This is a genomic window from Pseudomonas songnenensis (genome assembly GCF_003696315.1).
GTDB lineage: Bacteria > Pseudomonadota > Gammaproteobacteria > Pseudomonadales > Pseudomonadaceae > Stutzerimonas > Stutzerimonas songnenensis.
The window spans coordinates 279,877-296,883 of sequence record NZ_RFFN01000005.1; the positions used below are offsets into that span (position 1 = coordinate 279,877).

Below are 17,007 nucleotides of genomic sequence, written 5' to 3' on the forward strand. Positions count from 1 at the left end.
GGCGCAGCGACGCGCCTGTTCCATGCTGCGCAGCGCTCATGAGTCTTGGTAGTCCGCGAGCTGTCGCTCCGCTTCATTCAACCGTGTGCGGGCCGCTTCTACCTCGGCTGGCTCTGCATTCTCGTCGCGCTCCAGCTTGCGCAGATCGGCGCGGGCGAAGGCGACTTCGGTCTTGAGCTCTCGCTGGCGATTATCGACGCCTGGCTTGCTGGTGCGTACCAGTTCCGGCGCAGGCTTTTTCGAGGCGTCTTCTGCGGCATGCAAGGCTTGCTCGGCTGCGCCCAGTGCGTCGCGCAGGCGATTGAGCTCCGCCTCTTCTGCACCGGCCTTCTCAGCTTTCTTTAGTTCGGCGCGTTTCATCGCCAATTCGATCTTGGCCTTCTTCAGCGCCTCGTCGTTCGCCGGCTTGGCGGTGGGGGCGGGCGCGGCGCTCTGCGCGGCGGCCAGCGCCTGTTCGGCTTCGTGCAGCTGCTGGCGCAGGCGAGCAAGTTCGGCCTGCTGGTCGTCGTCCGGTGACTCGACCTTCTCCAGCTTGCGGATCTGTGCCTTGAGCATGGCCGCTTCGATCTTGGCCTTCTTCAGCGCCTCGTCATCGGCCGGCTTGGCGGTGGAGGCAGGCGCGGCGCTCTGTGCGGCGGCCAGCGCCTGTTCGGCGTCGTGCAGCTGCTGACGCAGACGAGCAAGTTCGGCCTGCTGGTCGTCGTCCGGTGACTCGACCTTCTCCAGCTTGCGGATCTGCGCCTTGAGCATGGCGGCTTCGATCTTGGCCTTCTTCAGCGCCTCGTCATCGGCCGGCTTGGCGGTGGGGGCAGGCGAAGCGCTCTGCGCGGCGGCCAGCGCCTGTTCGGCGTCGTGCAGTTGCTGGCGCAGGCGAGCAAGTTCGGCCTGCTGGTCATCGTCCGGTACTTCGAGCTTCTCCAGCTTGCGGATCTGTGCCTTGAGCATGGCCGCTTCGATCTTGGCTTTCTTCAGCGCCTCGTCATCGGCCGGCTTGGCGGTGGAGGCAGGCGCGGCGCTCTGTGCGGCGGCCAGCGCCTGTTCGGCTTCGTGCAGCTGCTGACGCAGACGAGCGAGCTCGGCCTGCTGGTCGTCGTCCGGTACTTCGAGCTTCTCCAGCTTGCGGATCTGCGCCTTGAGCATGGCCGCTTCGATCTTGGCCTTCTTCAGCGCCTCGTCGTCTGCTGGCTTGGCGGTAGGCGCGGCGCTGGCGCTCTGCTGGATGGCGGCATCGAGCGCCTGCTGCGCCGCTTCGGCGGCTTTGCGCAGATCGGCGACCTGGGCTTGCAGTTCGGGCGTGTCGTGAGAGGCGAGTTGCTTTTCGGCTTTCTTCAGCGCGACCTGGGCCATGCTGGCGTCGATCTTCAGCTTCTTCTGAGTTTCCGAGAGCCCCGACTTGGGCGTTGCGCTGGGGGTTGCAGCGGCGGTATCAGAGGCCACCTGCGCGCTTTCGCCTTGCGCCGCCTTGGCACGTGCGGCGCGTTCGGCGCGGGCCTTGCGCTCGGCCTCCTTCTGTTCCTCGGCACGGCGCAGACGCTCCTGGCGCAGTTCGAAGCGCTGCTTGGAGTGCTCGGCCTTCTGCTGCTTCTGCTCCAGCTCGCGGATCTCGCCCTTGGCGGCGCGGTAGTACTGCACCAGCGGGATGCTCGATGGGCAGACGTAGGCGCAGGCGCCGCATTCGATACAGTCGAACAGGTGATGTGCCTTGAGCTGTTCGTGTTCCTGGCCGAGAGCGAAGAAGTGCAGTTGCTGTGGCAGCAGGCTGACCGGACAGGCTTCGGCGCATTCACCACAGCGAATACAGGGCAGCGCTGGTGGTGGCGGCGGCAGTTCTTCAAGCGTGCTGGCCAGCAGGCAGTTGGTGGTCTTGACCACCGGTACCTCGAGGGACGGCAGGGTGAAGCCCATCATCGGGCCGCCCATGATCAGACGGTTGAGCCTGTTCTGCTCGAGTCCGGCGAACGCCAGCAGTTCACCGACCGGCGTGCCGATCAGTGCCTCGACGTTCATCGGCCGCGCCAGTGCTTCGCCAGTGAGGGTGGTGATGCGCGAGATCAGCGGCTTGCCGAGCAGCACGGCGTCATGGATGGCAACGCAGGTGCCGACGTTCTGGCAGAGCATGCCGATATCCGCTGGCAGACCACCGCTGGGCACCTCTTCGCCAGTGAGGATCTGGATCAGCTGCTTTTCGCCGCCGGAGGGGTACTTGGTCGGAAAGACCTTGAGCACGAAGGGGCGCTCACCGATGGCCGCGCGCACCGCGGCGATGGCTTCGGGCTTGTTGTCCTCGATGCCGATCAGCACGTCCTGCGGTTGGATCAGGTGCGCGAGGATCTCGATACCTGCTACCAACTGGGCGGCTTTTTCACGCATCAGCAGATCGTCGGCGGTGATGTACGGCTCGCACTCGGTGCCGTTGATGATCAGCGTGCGGATCGTCTGGGTCGGCGGGGGGCTGAGCTTTACTGCGGTGGGGAAACCCGCGCCACCCAGACCATTGATACCGGCCTGGCGAATCAATTCGAGCAGCGCGCTGCGCTCGAGCTTCTGGTAATCGGGCTGCGGATGCAGATCAATCCATTTGTCCTCGCCATCGCTGTCGATGACGATCGCATTGGCGAGCATGCCCGATACGTGAGGAAAGGGTTGTGGGCCGATAAGGCTGACCACGCCGGACGTGGGGGCGTGCAGAGGTGCGCTGACGAAGCCGCTGGCGGTCGCGATCTGTTGGCCTTTGAGCACCCGCTCGCCGGGCGTGACACAAGGCTCCGCCGGGGCGCCCAGGTGCTGCGCCAGCGGCAGAATCAGGCGTTGGGGCAGCGGTGCCGGCTGGATCGGCGTGCGGTTGGACAGCTCCTTGTGCTCCGGTGGATGGATGCCACCGTGGATGTCCCATATCTTCAATGAGGTCATGCGGCCTGCTCCCGGTCAGTCGCGATCAGCTGGCCGGGCGCCAACGGCCGGTTCCACTTCCAGCTCTGCAGGTTGCTGCCGACTTCGATCATGTCGATGCAGTCCACCGGGCAGGGCTCGACACAGAGGTCGCAGCCGGTGCATTCGGAAATGATCACGGTGTGCATCTGTCGCGCCGCGCCGACGATGGCATCCACCGGGCAGGCCTGGATGCACTTGGTACAGCCGATGCATTCCGCTTCGCGGATGTAGGCGACCATCTGCGGCTTTTCTCCACCTTCGGCATCCAGCGGCTCTGCCTCGACGTCGAGCAGGTCAGCCAGCGCCTGGATGGTTGCCTCGCCGCCCGGCGGGCACTTGTTGATCTTGTCGCCGCCGGCGATGGCCTCGGCGTAGGGCTTGCAGCCCGGATAGCCGCACTGGCCACATTGGGTCTGGGGCAGCAGGGCATTGATCTGTTCGGCGATGGGGTCGCCTTCGACGCGAAAGCGCACGGCGGCGAAACCGAGGATGGCACCGCCAAGCAGGCACAGGGCGAGCAGTGCAAGCACTGCGATGAGAACCGCACTCATAGCTTGATCAACCCGGTAAAGCCCATGAAGGCCAGGGACATCAGCCCGGCGGTGACCATGCCGATCGCCGCGCCCTGGAACGACTTCGGCACATCGGCGATGGCGATGCGCTCACGCATGGCGGCGAACAGCACCAGCACCAGGGAAAAGCCCAGCCCCGCGGCGAAGCCGTTGACGGTGGCGGTCAGGAAGGTGAATTCGGCCTTGTTGGCATTGAGCAGCGCCACACCTAGGACGATGCAGTTGGTGGTGATCAGCGGCAGGAAGATGCCGAGTACACGGTAGAGCAGCGGACTGGTCTTGTTTACCACCATCTCGGTGAACTGAACGGTTACGGCAATCACCAGAATGAAGCTGATGGTGCGCAGGAATTCCAGGTCCAGCGGTTTGAGCACGTACTGCTGAACCAGGTAGCTGCACATGGCCGCAAGCGTCAGCACGAAGGTGGTCGCCAGCGACAGGCCGATGGCTGTTTCGATCTTCTTCGAAACGCCCATGAACGGGCACAGACCGAGGAACTGCACCAGCACGAAATTGTTGACCAGGATGGCGCTAACCATGATCAGGGCGAGTTCGGTCATCTAGGATTTGTCCCGTTCCGTCGCGCTTTGCGAGAGCTGTGGGGCTAAAGGGCCGCTATTATCGGGAAGCCGTCGCAGCCATACAAGCTGCGGCAGTCCGTCGCGTCGATTGAGCGACGTCCGGACAAGGCTGAAGAAATGCTGCAAGCGCCGGTTGTCTGCTGTTTCAGCAGTCAAGGCGCGGTTGTGGTCTGATGATTCGAAGCCTGTGAAACCATCGGAGGTGGTAGCCATGAGCATTCGTTCGCTATTCGTCCTGCTCTGTCTCGGGCTGGGCACGAGCCTGCCGGCACAGGCGGACCGCCGAGATGGCGTATGGATTTTCCAGGCCGAAAACCCTCGCTACTACAACAGCCAGAGTTCGCGTTACTACGGCCAGGGCTACAACCGTGGGTACCGGCATGACAGCCGTCCGCAGCAGTACGATCCGCGCAGCCCTTATTCTCATTACCCGCAGTATCCACGGAACCTGCCGCCGCGCTATCAGAGCCAGCTGCCGCCGCAGTACTACGACCGTCATCGCGGTTTCGAGCGCCGAGACCACTGGCGGCAGGAGCATCGCCATCAGCGCCCGCCGGTAGTCAGGGATGGGCGCGACCATCGACTGCGGCCACACTACGAGCGAGGCGGGCGGCACCAGTACTATCGGCGCTGAGAACTAGAGCTCAGCCAGTGGGTGCGCCCCCGCCCATGTCGCCTGGAAATGGGCGTCGATCACCGCTTGCGGGATGTTGAATACGTCCGGCCAGTGCCAGCTTGGCTGGTTGTCCTTATCGATCAGGCGGGCCCGCACCCCTTCGGCGAATTCGGGGTGACGACAGCAATTGAGGCTCAGCGCGTATTCCGTCTGCAGCGCCTGCGTCAGCGATTGCTTGCGTCCGTGCGCCTGCTGACGCCATATCAGGTGGGCACTGAGCGGGCAGGCGTTGCTCACGGCGTGAGCAGCCCCGGCAAAAACGTCGTCCGGGTCGCTGTGCAGGGCGAGCAGTGCGTGCCAGGCGTGTGCCAGCTCGGCCACATCCAGCAGCTCATCTATCCGCCCGCGCCGCTTGAGCAGGCGCCCCTCGGGCAGTTTGTCAGCCGCCTGCTTGCCCAGGGCGCGCAGCAAGCTGTGGAGCTGTCCGGCGGCGTACTCCTGCCAATTGATCTGCACCAATCCCTCGATCAGGTCGGACTGCTGTTCATTTGTCAGGCAGCGGTCGGCCAGGCCAACATCCAGCGCGTCGCGGGCATTGATCTGGGTGCCGGTGAGGCCGGCAAACAAGCCCAGTCTGCCGGGCAGGCGTGGCAGGAACCAACTCGCGCCGACATCGGTATGCAGGCCGATGGCCACTTCCGGCATCGCCAAACGGCTGTCCGGTGTGACGATACGGATCGTTGCGCCCTGCAGCAGCCCCATGCCACCGCCCATGACATAGCCGTGGCCCCAGCACAGCAGTGGTTTGGGATAGTGGTGCATCAGGTGGACGAGACGATATTCATCGGCAAAGAAGCGTTCGGCCAGTGCTGGCACGACACCAGGTGCCGCTCGGCACGCCTCGGCCAGGCGGCGAACGTCGCCGCCGGCGCAGAATGCCTTCATGCCGTTTCCACGCAACAGTACGCAGACGACATCCGGGTCGGCGGCCCAACGAGCGAACCGATCGAGCAATGCTTCAATCATCGGCAGGCTTAGCGCGTTGAGCTGCTGCTCCGCGTCCAGGGTGGCTATGGCGATCCGCGCGTCATGTAGTGCAGGGCGTTCTTCGAAAATGACTTTCATGGGCAGCCTCATCGCCGGGAGCTTGCGGTCTGATGCCCGCTCAGGCGGTCATCGGTTGCGCCAGCGTGGGTCCCGTTTTTCCAGGAAGGCGTTGACACCCTCAAGGGTATCCTCAGCCTCGAACAGCTCGACGAAGGCCTCGCGCTCAGCTGCTCCAAAGGTATGCGGCAAGCGCTGCCGAGCGCCGTCGATCAAAGGTTTGATTGCCCTTACCGCCACGGGACTCTGCCGTGCGACACGGGAGGCCAGCAGCAGGGCGTGCCCGCGTGACTGGCCCGGCTCCACCACCTGCTCCACCAAGCCGATGCGCAGCGCGGTTTCGGCGGTGATGCGCTCGCCACAGAGAATCATGCGCTTGGCCCAGCCTTCGCCAACGAGCCATGCCAGCGCCTGTGTGCCACCTGCGCAGGGCAACAGTCCGACGGAGGCTTCAGGCAGTCCCATCTGCGCCTGCTGCTCGGCGATACGCAGGTCGCAAGCTAGCGCACACTCAAGCCCGCCACCCAAGGCAAAGCCGTTGATGGCGGCAATGGATACGCCGCGAAAATCCCGTAGCGCCTCGAACGCTTCGCCGAAGCGGCGGGCCATCTCGCGGGCACGATTTCGATCGCCATCGGCAAACAGCTTGAGATCCGCGCCTGCGCTGAAGAACTTCTCGCCCTGGCCGCTGATTACCAGCGCATAGATATCGTCATCGTGGTTAAGGTGCTCGACGACCTGCTTGAGGCCGATCAGCGACTCACGGTCCCAAGTGTTGGCGGGCGGATGATTGATGGTGATGAGGGCGGTGTGGCCGTGTTTTTCCACGGTCAGTTTGTGTGTCAGATCGAAGACACCGGCTTGATAGGGCTCTACAGCAGTGCTCATGTCGAAATCCTCGTGGCGTGTCAGGCTCGGCCGATGTGCGACGCGCTAGCGCCGCTGCTCTTCAGAGTCCCTCTGCGCTGCGGAGGTTGCAGCGTTTCGATCCATCAGCAGAGCCGGGCGGTGCGCCTGAGCCTCTCTCAGGCGCACCGCATCGATCACTGTAGTCTAGTCGGCTGGCCGCCGGCGCGACGCTCTTCCTGCCACTCGGCCAAGGTCGGCGCGGCCTGTTCGCCGGAGAGGCGGTGGACGATTTCGAAATAGTCCTGCTTGAAGCGGTCCTTGAGCACTTCCTCGCGGGGTTTCACGCGAACTGCATAGACGGTCTGCACGTTCTGGTGGTCGAACCCGCGCCACTGCTGCTGCCCCTTGAGCAGGCTATAGCTGTGGTTCTCCAGTGCGCTGATGACCTGCTCGCTGCCGATGCTCTTGGCACGGGTGGCGGCATCCGCCCATTGGTAGACGATGCTGTAGGCCGATGCGGCGGAACTGGAGGGGTGGGTCTGATAACGCTCGCCAAAGTTGCGCACGAACGCTTTGCCGCGCTCGGAACCTTCCAGCTCGGGAACCCGCCAGGTCCAGGGCTCCGTTCCAAGCACGCCACGCATGATGTCAGGGCCGGCCAGCTCGACCATGGAAAGCGTCAGGTTGGGGATTGCGATCTGCATCTTCTTGTTCAGACCAAGCTCATCGGCGATGCGCATGGCACGCACCATGTCTTCGCCGAACAGAACCAGCACCAATACCTCGGCACCACTGTTGGAGGCTTTCTCCAAAGCCGCACGGTAGTCGGACAGGCGTGCGCCGGGGAACGCGGTCTTGACGCCCTGATGCCTGTTCTGGTCGACCGTGCCCGTGGCCTGGCGCAGCGAGCTTTCGCTGGTATGGCCCCAGGTGTAATCGGACGTGATGTAGAAGTAGGTCTTGCCGGGCATGTTCTCGTTCAGGTACTGCCCCAGCACCCGGGCGCTCATCCAGGCGTTGTTGCATTCACGGAACATGTAGCGGTGTCCGTCTTTGCCCGTGGTGTCGTTGGAATACGTCAGCGTGCCGAAGTAAAGCAGGCCGCGTTCCTTGGCCCGCTTGCTCGCGGCAATCGCCACGGCGCTGGAAACGCCGCCGAAGAGCATCGCCACACCTTCGTCAGCCATCTTGTCGACGTTGGCGATGGCCTTGTCCGGGCGCGAGGCGGTATTACGGCTGATCAGCTGCAGAGGGCGGCCCAGAACGCCACCAGCCTCGTTGATCTCGTCGATGGCCATCAGGGCGCCGCGCATCTGCGCCAGACCTTCTTCCTTGTAGCTGCCAGTACGGGGATAGTTGAGGCCGAGCGTGATGGGGTCGGCAGCCTGAGCCGTAAGACAGAACCCCAGCCCTAGCGCCAAAAGGGTAATCCGGTTCATTGCATGTTCCTTGTTATCGCTTTTGTTATTGGTTTATTGGCAGTGGGCTTTTTTAACCTGCGGCCGGGGCTTGCGTCACTCTTTATGTGAGCTCTGGAAGCCGCGTCCGCATCAGTACGTGAGCCAGGTGCGATTATGACTAAAGGAGGGGGGTTGATATTGCGGTAGCGCAACGACGGCGCCGTTTAGCCGTTGACATCGATGGCCGGGTTTTTTAGGGTTCGGCGGCTTGGCCACCCGGAAATAGCTCATGACCCAGGACGACCGCATCAGGCTCGAAGCAGGATGGAAGGACGCATTGCGCGATGAGTTCGACAAGCCGTACATGCGCGAGCTCGGCGCGTTTCTTCGGAACGAGAAGGCGGCAGGCAAGACGATCTATCCGCCGGGGCCTATGATTTTCAACGCACTCAACTCGACTCCGTTGGAGCAGGTCAAGATTGTCATTCTCGGGCAGGACCCCTACCACGGTCCCGGTCAGGCTCACGGCCTGTGCTTCTCGGTGCAACCCGGCGTAACGCCACCGCCATCACTACAGAACATCTTCAAGGAACTGAAGCGCGATCTGAATCTGGAGATTCCGCGCCACGGTTATCTGCAGTCCTGGGCGGAGCAGGGGGTGCTGATGCTGAACACGTCCCTTACCGTCGAGCAGGGAATTGCGGGGTCGCACGCCAAGGCGGGCTGGCAGCGGTTCACAGACCGCATCATCGAGGTGGTTGGCGAGCGCCGCCCGCACCTGGTGTTCATGCTATGGGGTGCGCATGCGCAGTCCAAGGCGAAGCTCATCGATGCGACACGGCATCTGATGCTGAAGTCGGTACATCCGTCGCCGTTGTCGGCGCATCGTGGATTTATCGGCAATGGGCACTTCAGCCGAGCCAATCAGTTTCTGATCCAGCAAGGGATTCAGCCGATCGACTGGCGACTGCCGGCGGAGGTGTGACCCGATGCCTGCCGGGGGACATCGGGCCTTCGGTTCAGTTCTTGTTGCCATGCTTGGCTTGCAGGTCCTTGGCGTGTTTCAGATGCTCTTCCAGCTTCGGTAGCGCCTGTTGGGCAAACTGTTTCAGATCCGCATTTTCGCCATCGTTCACATAATCCTGATACAGCTCGATGGTCTGTTCGTGCGCCACGACCTGGTTGTTGGCATAGGCCTGATCGAAGTTCTCGCCATCGCGCAGCTTCAGGATCATGGCCTTGGCCTTGTCCATCAGCGTTGCCTCGTCGGACATTTCCAGGTTCTTCTGCTGGGCTAGCTGAGCTAGCTGCTGATTGGCCTTGGTGTGGTCGTCGATCATCTTTTGGGCAAATTGTTTCACGTCCTCGGACGTACCTTTGTCCAGCGCCATCCGGGCGGTTTCGATTTCCGCGATGCCCTTGGCCGACGCCTCGTCGACGAAATTATCGCCTTCGGCAGCAACCGCCATGTTGGCGGCCAGGCCGACCAGTAAGGCGAAGGCGCCCGAGAAGATTGTCTTGGTTGTTTTGGTCATTGCGTTCTCCTTACTTCACCAGGCTCGTGCCGACCGGCAGGCTCGACACAAGGCGCGATGCGGCGAAATTGCCGTCCCTTTTGTGACTAGGCGTCATGAGGGACGGTTCCTCGCTTTCGGGCGAACGGTGGTGCAGGGGCGCTTACTGAAGCATGGTCATCGCCGCGTCCATGGCTGCGGACAAATCCTCGTCTTCCTGCATCAGCTCACTGGGGTCGAGCCCAAGCTTGGCGAAAGCCGGAACTGCGCTCCAGTCCAGTTGCGCATAGGGATGCTGGGTACCCATGTAGCTCTGTAGCGTCGCGACCTGCACGATGTCGACGTAGTCGACCTTGGCCGAGTCGCGCTGGAAATTGGTGTACTGGCCGGCGACCGACGCAATGGCATCCGGGAAGTCCCAGGCGCGCAGGATCTTCTCCCCCACCATGGGGTGGATCTTATCGATGACATGGTTGAGGCTGAACGAGTCTGCAAGCAAGGCGCTGTGTTCTTCGGCGTACGTCAGGATCGGCAGTATCCCGATCTGGTGAACCAGGCCCGCAAGTGTCGCTTGATCCGGCATCAGTCGCGTGTAGTGTCGGCAGAGCACGTGGCTGATCGCGGCAACCTCGGTGCTCTTGTTCCATACCTCGCGCATCTTGCGGTCGACGACGTCTGTGGTGGCCTGAAACATCTGCTCCATTGCCAGACCGGTGGCCAGGTTGCAGGTGTAGTTGATGCCCAGACGGCTGATTGCCATCTGCAGGTCATCGATCTCACGGCTGCTGCGCAGCAGCGGACTGTTGACCACCTTGATGATGCGGGCAGTAACCGCCGCATCGTTACCGATCACTTTACTCAGCGCCGGAATGCTGATGTCCGGATCTTCAGCTGCCTCGCGCACCCGCAGGGCGACTTCGGGCAGGGTGGGCAGAACCAGCTCATCATTCTCGATCGCCAGGGTCAGTTCACGCTGGACTTTCTCGGCAAGGGTGCTCATGTCATTCCTTTATGGTGTCGGTCAGTGTCGCTCGGGCGCTTCTGGCCAGCCGGTTTTTGGCATCCGCCTATGGTGCGCCTCTAGGGATTTGCTTTCTGGCTCCGGTTCGCACTAGCGCTGGATTTCCTGGTCCGGATTCAGACTGTAGGGGATATCCAGCAGACTCAAGGGCAGACCGTCGGGCGAGCCGAGGTAAAGGCGGCCATCTGCTGCGGCATCCTCCTGTACCACTGCGAGCAGTTCGATTCCCTCGGGACAGGCCGCCGCCAGGACCACCTCGCCAACGCTTGAGCCGTGCACCGGAGAGAAAAGCTCCACGCCCGGCGCCGGCAAATCTTCCTGGGCGCCGTCGATGGCCAGGCGATGCAGGCGGCGTTTGAGTTTGCCCAGGTACTGCATGCGCGCCACGATCTCCTGTCCGGTGTAGCAGCCTTTCTTGAAACTCACCCCGCCGAGTGCCTGAAGGTTGATCATCTGAGGAATGAACAGCTCACGTGTGCTTCCGAACACCTGGCCGATGCCTGCACGGATCTGATCGAGCAGCCAGCGGTCCACCGGCGCTTCCTGTAGTTGCGCGGCCAGGCGCATGCGAGCCTGGTTCGCTTCGCCGCTTGATACCCAGAGCTCTGAGCGACCGTCTGCCAGGCGGATGGCGATCATGCCGTTGTTGCGCACGACGCTATCCGCGGTCTGTGGCAGGTCCAGACCAAGGCTGACCAGCGAGCCATCGCCACCGGCAAGACCGAATCGGCACCATGCGCCGCTTTCATCGCTCAGGCGAGACTTGGAGAACACTGCGTACTTGCTCAGGTCGGCCTGTTGCGGTTGCAGCAGATCGCTGGCCATCGCGAGCAGGTAGCCATCCCCGTCCAGTACGATGCGGAAGCTCGACTGCATGCGCCCCTTGGGTGTGCAGCGTGCGCCGAGGCTGGAGGTTTCGGCATTGAGGTAGTTGAGGTTGCAGGTCAGCTGACCTTGAAGAAATTTGCTGGCATCCGGGCCGCGCACGGCAAGGACGCCTTCATGCGACAGAACGCAGAAATAAGCAGTGTCGGTCATGATCGGTCGTCGTCAGAATCCGGGGTGGGCATCATAGCAGGCCGATGAAAACGGTTGCGTGGTGGCCGGTTTGCCGTGCGATGAAAAAAGCAACTGATGAGCTCGGCGCAGTCGCTATAATGCGCGCCTTCTCAAAAGGAGCCGATGTATGGCTGAGCAATCCGAACTCAATCGCCTGTTCTGGCAGAGCCGTCGTGGCATGTTGGAGCTGGATGTTTTGCTGGTGCCTTTCGTCAAGGAGGTCTATCCAGGCCTCGATGAGGAAGATCAGCGCCGCTACCGCAAGCTGCTGAGCTGTGAGGATCAGGACATGTTCGGGTGGTTCATGCAGCGCGGTGAGCCGGAGGACGAGGATCTGCGGCGCATGGTCCGCATGATTCTGGATCGTGTCCAGCCCGAGTAATTCGCCCTTCGAATGCCAATGGCAGCCGTCAGGTCTGCTGTTGACGTTCTACATTGCCGCTCAGGTGCTTGCGCTGGCGGCAATCCTCACGTCGGCTGCGCCGGTCTGGCTGCAGCTCATTTGCCTGCTTTCATGCCTTGCCCATGCGGGTTATGTGGTGCCGCGCAGCGTCCTGCTGTCCAGTCGCGGCTCGTGGCGCGGTCTGCGTCACGATGAGGATGGTTGGCATCTGTGGAGCCAGCAGCAGGGCTGGCAGCCGATCCAGCTGTTGCCTGACAGCCTCGCCCTGCCTCAGGTGGTGGTCCTGCGCTTTCGTTTACCTGGCCGGCGCTGCGCTGACAGTATCTGCATCCCGCGTGACGCGCTGCCGCGCGAGCAGCATCGCCGTTTGCGGGTGCGGCTCAAGTTCAGTCGGCGAAGGTGGGCGGCGCCAGGATAGTGTCAAGCGCTTGGGGTAGTAGCTGCGGATAGTCGAGCGTGTAGTGCAGGCCACGGCTTTCCTTGCGCTCCATGGCTGAGCGGATCATCAGATCGGCCACGAGGGCGAGATTTCGCAACTCGAGCAGATCCCGGCTGACCTTGTAGTTGCTGTAGAACTCGTCAATCTCACTGAGCAGCAGGCGTACCCGGTGCTGGGCGCGCATCAGACGTTTGTTGGTGCGAACAATGCCGACGTAGTCCCACATGAAGCGCCGCAGCTCGTCCCAGTTGTGCGCGATGATGACGTCTTCATCGGAATCGGTGACCTGACTGGCATCCCAGGCGGGTAACGTCGCGCTGTGGGTGATATGGGGCAGCTCGCGGAGGATGTCCTGGGCGGCGGCACGACCATAGACGAAGCACTCCAGCAGTGAGTTGCTGGCCATGCGGTTCGCGCCGTGCAGCCCAGTGAAGCTGGTTTCGCCAATGGCGTACAGGCCCGGAATGTCGGTTCGTCCGGCCTGGTCGACGACCACGCCGCCACAGGTGTAATGGGCTGCCGGAACCACCGGGATCGGCTGGCTGGTGATGTCGATGCCATATTCCAGGCAGCGTTCGTAGACGGTGGGGAAGTGGCTCTTGATGAAGTCGGCCGGCTTGTGGCTGATATCCAGATAGACGCAGTCAATGCCCAATCGCTTCATCTCGTGGTCGATGGCGCGTGCGACGATGTCGCGCGGCGCCAGCTCCTCACGGGTATCGAAGCGCGGCATGAAGCGTTCGCCATTCGGCAGCTTGAGCAGTGCGCCTTCTCCGCGCAGGGCTTCGGTGACCAGGAAACTCTTTGCCTGCGGATGGTAGAGGCAGGTCGGATGAAACTGGTTGAACTCCAGATTGCCCACGCGGCAGCCTGCACGCCAGGCCATGGCAATGCCGTCGCCGCAGGCACTGTCAGGGTTGCTGGTGTACAGGTAGACCTTTGCGGCTCCACCAGTGGCCAATACCACAAAGCGTGACTGGAAGGTTTCCACTTCGCCGGTGTTGCGATCGAGCACATATGCGCCCAGGCAGCGCCTGCCGGGCAGGCCAAGCTTGTGCTCGGTGATCAGGTCAACCGCGACACGCTGTTGCAACAGTTCGATATTGTCCTTTTGCCTGGCTTGACCGAGCAGCGTGTTGAATATCGCCGCGCCAGTGGCGTCGGCGGCGTGAATGATGCGCCGATGGCTATGACCGCCTTCGCGGGTCAGATGGAATTCGAAACTGCCATCCTCGCGATCCGGTGCATCGTCCCGCGTAAATGGCACGCCTTGCTCGATCAGCCACTGGATCGCTTCGTTGCTGTGCTCGACGGTGAAGCGAACGGCATCTTCATGGCACAGGCCGCCGCCAGCGATCAGCGTGTCCGCGACGTGTGATTCCACGGTGTCGGTCGTGTCGAGGACCGCAGCCACGCCACCCTGGGCCCAGTAGGTCGAGCCGTTGGATAGATCACCTTTGCTCAGCACCGCGATGCGCAGATCGGCTGGCAGGTTGAGTGCGAGAGTCAAGCCGGCGGCGCCGCTTCCGATAACCAACACGTCGTATCGTAGAACCTGGTTCATGTCCAATTCCGCGGAAAAACGAGCCCTAGTATATAGACGGGATGTAGCGCCAAAATAGCCGACTGTGTAGTTGTCTTCTAACGAGACGGAACTTTTCGTTATCAGGCCGCTCAATAGGCAGTTATGAATGCAAACCAGCTGGCCATCGTGTATGGGCGGTGCGAGTTTGCTATGGACACCAGGACGGCGTCGTCAGCAGGGCTGGCGCAACGCTGTGGTGCAATCGCCGTCAGGTATTGCAGGATAGCTTGCTAGGAGGGGGAGAACTTTTGCGTAAAGCCCGGGTCTATTCTGGCAGGTCGGTTCACTGGTGTGAGCGACGCCACTCCGTTACTGGGGAGGTGCGCTCATGTTGACTCAGGAGCAGGACCAGCAACTGGTTGAACGAGTGCAGCGTGGGGACAAGCGGGCGTTTGATCTGCTGGTAATGAAATACCAGCACAAGATCCTTGGGTTGATTGTGCGATTCGTGCATGACTCCCATGAAGCTCAGGATGTTGCTCAAGAGGCGTTTATCAAAGCCTATCGTGCACTTGCAAATTTTCGCGGCGACAGCGCTTTTTATACGTGGCTGTACCGCATCGCCATCAATACGGCGAAGAATCATCTGGTGGCGCGTGGAAGGCGGCCGCCAGACAGTGATGTGAGTTCCGAGGATGCCGAGTTCTATGAAGGTGATCATGCCCTCAAGGATATCGAGTCACCGGAGCGCTCGCTGCTCAGGGATGAGATTGAAGACACCGTTCATCGAACCATTCAACTTTTGCCGGAAGATTTGCGTACTGCTCTAACACTGCGCGAATTTGATGGTCTTAGTTATGAAGACATTGCGAGCGTCATGCAATGTCCGGTGGGCACAGTACGTTCTCGGATCTTCCGGGCACGTGAAGCCATAGATAAAGCGTTGCAACCCTTGTTGCATGAATCCTGAGACAGCGGCGACAGCCAAGAGAGGAACCGCCATGAGTCGTGAAGCCCTGCATGAATCGCTGTCCGCGGTGATGGATAACGAAGCGGACGAGTTGGAATTACGTCGCATGCTCGCAGGCGACAACCCGGAGCTGCGTGCTACCTGGTCGCGTTATCAACTTGCCCGTGCCGCCATGCACAAGGAGTTGATCGAGCCACGCCTGGACATCGCGGCAGCAGTGTCTGCTGCGCTGGCCGATGAGGCAGCTCCAGTCAAGACACAGCGCAATGGCTGGAAGAGCCTGGGTCGTCTGGCAGTCGCAGCTTCGGTTACCGTAGCTGTTCTGGCCGGTGTGCGTCTGTACAATCAGAACGAGGTGGCGGGGCCGCAGCTCGCTCAGCAGGCACCGCAGCCGAGCATCGCTGTTCCGCAGACCAGCCAGGGCCCGACGGTGCTCGCGGGTTACAGTGAGCAGGCGGAAGCTCCTGCTCAGGCTGCCGCGGATAGCGCCCCGGTTGAGCGCTGGCATGAAGAGCGTCTGCCGTCCTATGTGCGCCAGCATGCCCAGCAAGCTGCCTTTAGTAACGGATCGGAGAGCGCGCTGCCGTACGCTCGCGCGGCCAGCATGGAAGAACGTTAGGGAGAAACATGCGCGTATTACCGCTGTATGTGGTGATTGGGGGCTGGCTATCGATGCCGGCCCTTGCTGCTGATGCTGAATCCTGGATGGGCCGCCTCGCAATGGCGGAGCAGAAGCAGAGTTATGAGGGTACGTTCGTTTACGAACGCAACGGTAGCTTTTCCAGCCATGCTGTGTGGCAGCAGGTCGAGGCAGGTCGCGTGCAGGAGCGGTTGCTGCAGCTTGACGGTGCGCCTGCTGAAGTCGTGCTGGTTGATGGGCAAATGCAATGCGCAACCGATGAACTGGCTGCTCAAGTGCGTGAAGCCCAGGCATGGCACGGGCAGCGTCTCGATCCGAAAGCGCTCTCCGAATGGTACGAGTTTCGCCAGATTGGCGATTCACGAGTCGCGGGTCGCCCAGCTGTCGCGCTCGCTGTCGTTCCGCGAGACCAGCATCGTTACGGGTTCGAGCTGCACCTTGATCGCGACACCGCCTTGCCGCTCAAGTCGCTGATGCTCAATGAAAAGGGGCAATTGCTCGAACGCTTCCAGTTCACGCATTTCTCCACTGACATCGATAAGCAGCAGCTGACCGCTAGTTCCGGCTGCAAGACTGTTTCCATCAGCAAGCGAGAGGCCAATCTGTCTTCCGGGTGGAGATCCGATTGGTTGCCCGCAGGGTTCAAGCTGCTGGACGCCAACCAGCGACCAAGCCCTGCATCTTCTGAGACTGTGTCATGGCTTTCTTATGGCGATGGTCTGGCGAAGTTCTCCGTATTTATGGAGCCTCTGCGGGGTGCGTTGGTTGAAGATGCGCGTAGCCAGATGGGGCCGACGGTCGCCGTCTCCAAACGTATCAGCACTGCCGATGGCGATGTGATGGTCACGGTGGTCGGTGAAATACCGCTCGGCACGGCTGAGCGAGTAGCACTCTCCATGCGGACCGGTGCAGAACAGGCGCAGCGATGATCGAAGAGCCGGGGCGGGTGGTTGCGCTGGATCGTGGCGCGGTTTGGGTCGAGACGCGGCGTAAAAGCACCTGTTCCGGTTGCTCGGCCAAAAGCGGTTGCGGCCAAGGGCTGATGGATAGCCTCGGTGTCCGCGAGCGCCGAGGTTTGATTCGAGCGCTGAGCGACCTTCACCTGCAGGTCGGTGACGCTGTGATTGTTGGCATTCGCGAGGATGTATTGCTGCGCGGTGCTGTCCTTGTCTATCTTCTGCCCTTGATCATGCTGATGGCTGCGGCCGCGACTGCGGCCCAGTTTTCGGCGCGTGAGCCTGTCGTCATTCTGGCCGGGCTCGGAGGATTCTGCATATCCTGGCTTTTCGTGCGCATGCGGAGCCGGCATACAGCAGGCGATCCGAAGCTGCAGGCAGTGGTTCTACGCGCCATGCTCGCGGGGCCAGCGAGTCCCTGAGCTTC

General features: G+C 61.8%; 18 protein-coding genes. 8 read left to right on the forward strand and 10 right to left on the reverse strand.

Annotated elements, in window-relative coordinates; genetic code table 11:
- Window positions 1-36: 36 nt before the first annotated feature.
- From rsxC to rsxA, 3 genes are read right to left on the reverse strand one after another with little or no spacing between them, the layout of a single operon-like run.
- Entirely contained in the window at window positions 37-2,910 is a 2,874-nt protein-coding gene (rsxC, locus tag EA798_RS15375) for an electron transport complex subunit RsxC (RefSeq protein ID WP_122099485.1), read from the reverse strand.
- Window positions 2,907-3,482 (reverse strand): electron transport complex subunit RsxB, encoded by a 576-nt coding sequence (rsxB, locus tag EA798_RS15380; protein WP_003282093.1) that lies wholly within the window; start codon window positions 3,480-3,482, stop codon window positions 2,907-2,909. The genes rsxC and rsxB overlap by 4 nt, the downstream gene beginning before the upstream one ends.
- Window positions 3,479-4,063: an electron transport complex subunit RsxA gene (gene rsxA, locus EA798_RS15385; protein ID WP_003282096.1), complete on the reverse strand. Its 585-nt coding sequence runs from the start codon at window positions 4,061-4,063 to the stop codon at window positions 3,479-3,481. The genes rsxB and rsxA overlap by 4 nt, the downstream gene beginning before the upstream one ends.
- 232 nt (window positions 4,064-4,295) lie before the next feature.
- Here rsxA and EA798_RS15390 point away from each other — a divergent pair, with 232 nt between their 5' ends.
- A complete protein-coding gene (locus tag EA798_RS15390) occupies window positions 4,296-4,718 on the forward strand; it encodes a hypothetical protein (RefSeq protein WP_122099486.1) in 423 nt (140 codons plus the stop codon).
- 3 nt (window positions 4,719-4,721) lie between these two features.
- On the opposite strand, the gene EA798_RS15395 is transcribed toward EA798_RS15390, so the two are convergent.
- The 3 genes from EA798_RS15395 to EA798_RS15405 form a co-directional block, all read right to left on the reverse strand.
- Window positions 4,722-5,825, reverse strand: a complete 1,104-nt coding sequence (locus tag EA798_RS15395; protein WP_122099487.1) for an enoyl-CoA hydratase/isomerase family protein — start codon at window positions 5,823-5,825, stop codon at window positions 4,722-4,724.
- Window positions 5,826-5,873: 48 nt separating this feature from the next.
- Window positions 5,874-6,692: an enoyl-CoA hydratase gene (locus tag EA798_RS15400; RefSeq protein ID WP_122099488.1), complete on the reverse strand. Its 819-nt coding sequence runs from the start codon at window positions 6,690-6,692 to the stop codon at window positions 5,874-5,876.
- A gap of 155 nt (window positions 6,693-6,847) precedes the next feature.
- The gene (locus EA798_RS15405) at window positions 6,848-8,092 is read right to left on the reverse strand and encodes an ABC transporter substrate-binding protein (protein ID WP_106155581.1); all 1,245 of its coding nucleotides are present in this window, start codon (window positions 8,090-8,092) and stop codon (window positions 6,848-6,850) included.
- A gap of 250 nt (window positions 8,093-8,342) precedes the next feature.
- Between EA798_RS15405 and ung the strand changes: the two genes are divergently transcribed.
- Complete coding sequence (ung, locus tag EA798_RS15410) at window positions 8,343-9,038, forward strand: uracil-DNA glycosylase (protein WP_106155580.1); 696 nt, start codon at window positions 8,343-8,345, stop codon at window positions 9,036-9,038.
- Window positions 9,039-9,072: 34 nt separating this feature from the next.
- On the opposite strand, the gene EA798_RS15415 is transcribed toward ung, so the two are convergent.
- The 3 genes from EA798_RS15415 to ygfZ form a co-directional block, all read right to left on the reverse strand.
- Window positions 9,073-9,588, reverse strand: a complete 516-nt coding sequence (locus tag EA798_RS15415) for a DUF4142 domain-containing protein (RefSeq protein ID WP_106155579.1) — start codon at window positions 9,586-9,588, stop codon at window positions 9,073-9,075.
- Window positions 9,589-9,730: 142 nt separating this feature from the next.
- Entirely contained in the window at window positions 9,731-10,567 is an 837-nt protein-coding gene (locus EA798_RS15420; protein ID WP_122099489.1) for an HDOD domain-containing protein, read from the reverse strand.
- Window positions 10,568-10,678: 111 nt separating this feature from the next.
- The gene (ygfZ, locus tag EA798_RS15425) at window positions 10,679-11,626 is read right to left on the reverse strand and encodes a CAF17-like 4Fe-4S cluster assembly/insertion protein YgfZ (protein WP_122099490.1); all 948 of its coding nucleotides are present in this window, start codon (window positions 11,624-11,626) and stop codon (window positions 10,679-10,681) included.
- A gap of 148 nt (window positions 11,627-11,774) precedes the next feature.
- Here ygfZ and EA798_RS15430 point away from each other — a divergent pair, with 148 nt between their 5' ends.
- Together EA798_RS15430 and EA798_RS15435 are read left to right on the forward strand one after the other, a co-directional pair.
- Window positions 11,775-12,029 carry an FAD assembly factor SdhE gene (locus tag EA798_RS15430; protein WP_015277838.1) on the forward strand — a complete coding sequence of 85 codons (255 nt, stop codon included), beginning with the start codon at window positions 11,775-11,777 and terminating at the stop codon, window positions 12,027-12,029.
- Window positions 12,013-12,468, forward strand: coding sequence for a protein YgfX (locus EA798_RS15435; protein WP_122099491.1), 456 nt, complete (start codon window positions 12,013-12,015; stop codon window positions 12,466-12,468). The genes EA798_RS15430 and EA798_RS15435 overlap by 17 nt, the downstream gene beginning before the upstream one ends.
- Here the strand turns inward: EA798_RS15435 and nadB are convergent.
- Entirely contained in the window at window positions 12,437-14,053 is a 1,617-nt protein-coding gene (gene nadB / locus EA798_RS15440; RefSeq protein WP_106155575.1) for an L-aspartate oxidase, read from the reverse strand. The genes EA798_RS15435 and nadB overlap by 32 nt on opposite strands.
- Before the next feature lie 349 nt (window positions 14,054-14,402).
- Here nadB and rpoE point away from each other — a divergent pair, with 349 nt between their 5' ends.
- From rpoE to EA798_RS15460, 4 genes are read left to right on the forward strand one after another with little or no spacing between them, the layout of a single operon-like run.
- The gene (gene rpoE / locus EA798_RS15445) at window positions 14,403-14,984 is read left to right on the forward strand and encodes an RNA polymerase sigma factor RpoE/AlgU (protein ID WP_003282114.1); all 582 of its coding nucleotides are present in this window, start codon (window positions 14,403-14,405) and stop codon (window positions 14,982-14,984) included.
- 31 nt (window positions 14,985-15,015) lie between these two features.
- Window positions 15,016-15,603 (forward strand): sigma-E factor negative regulatory protein, encoded by a 588-nt coding sequence (locus EA798_RS15450; RefSeq protein ID WP_122099492.1) that lies wholly within the window; start codon window positions 15,016-15,018, stop codon window positions 15,601-15,603.
- An 8-nt stretch (window positions 15,604-15,611) separates the two neighbouring features.
- Window positions 15,612-16,553, forward strand: coding sequence for a MucB/RseB C-terminal domain-containing protein (locus EA798_RS15455; protein WP_106155573.1), 942 nt, complete (start codon window positions 15,612-15,614; stop codon window positions 16,551-16,553).
- The gene (locus EA798_RS15460; RefSeq protein WP_106155572.1) at window positions 16,550-17,002 is read left to right on the forward strand and encodes a SoxR reducing system RseC family protein; all 453 of its coding nucleotides are present in this window, start codon (window positions 16,550-16,552) and stop codon (window positions 17,000-17,002) included. The genes EA798_RS15455 and EA798_RS15460 overlap by 4 nt, the downstream gene beginning before the upstream one ends.
- The last annotated feature ends 5 nt before the right edge of the window (window positions 17,003-17,007 follow it).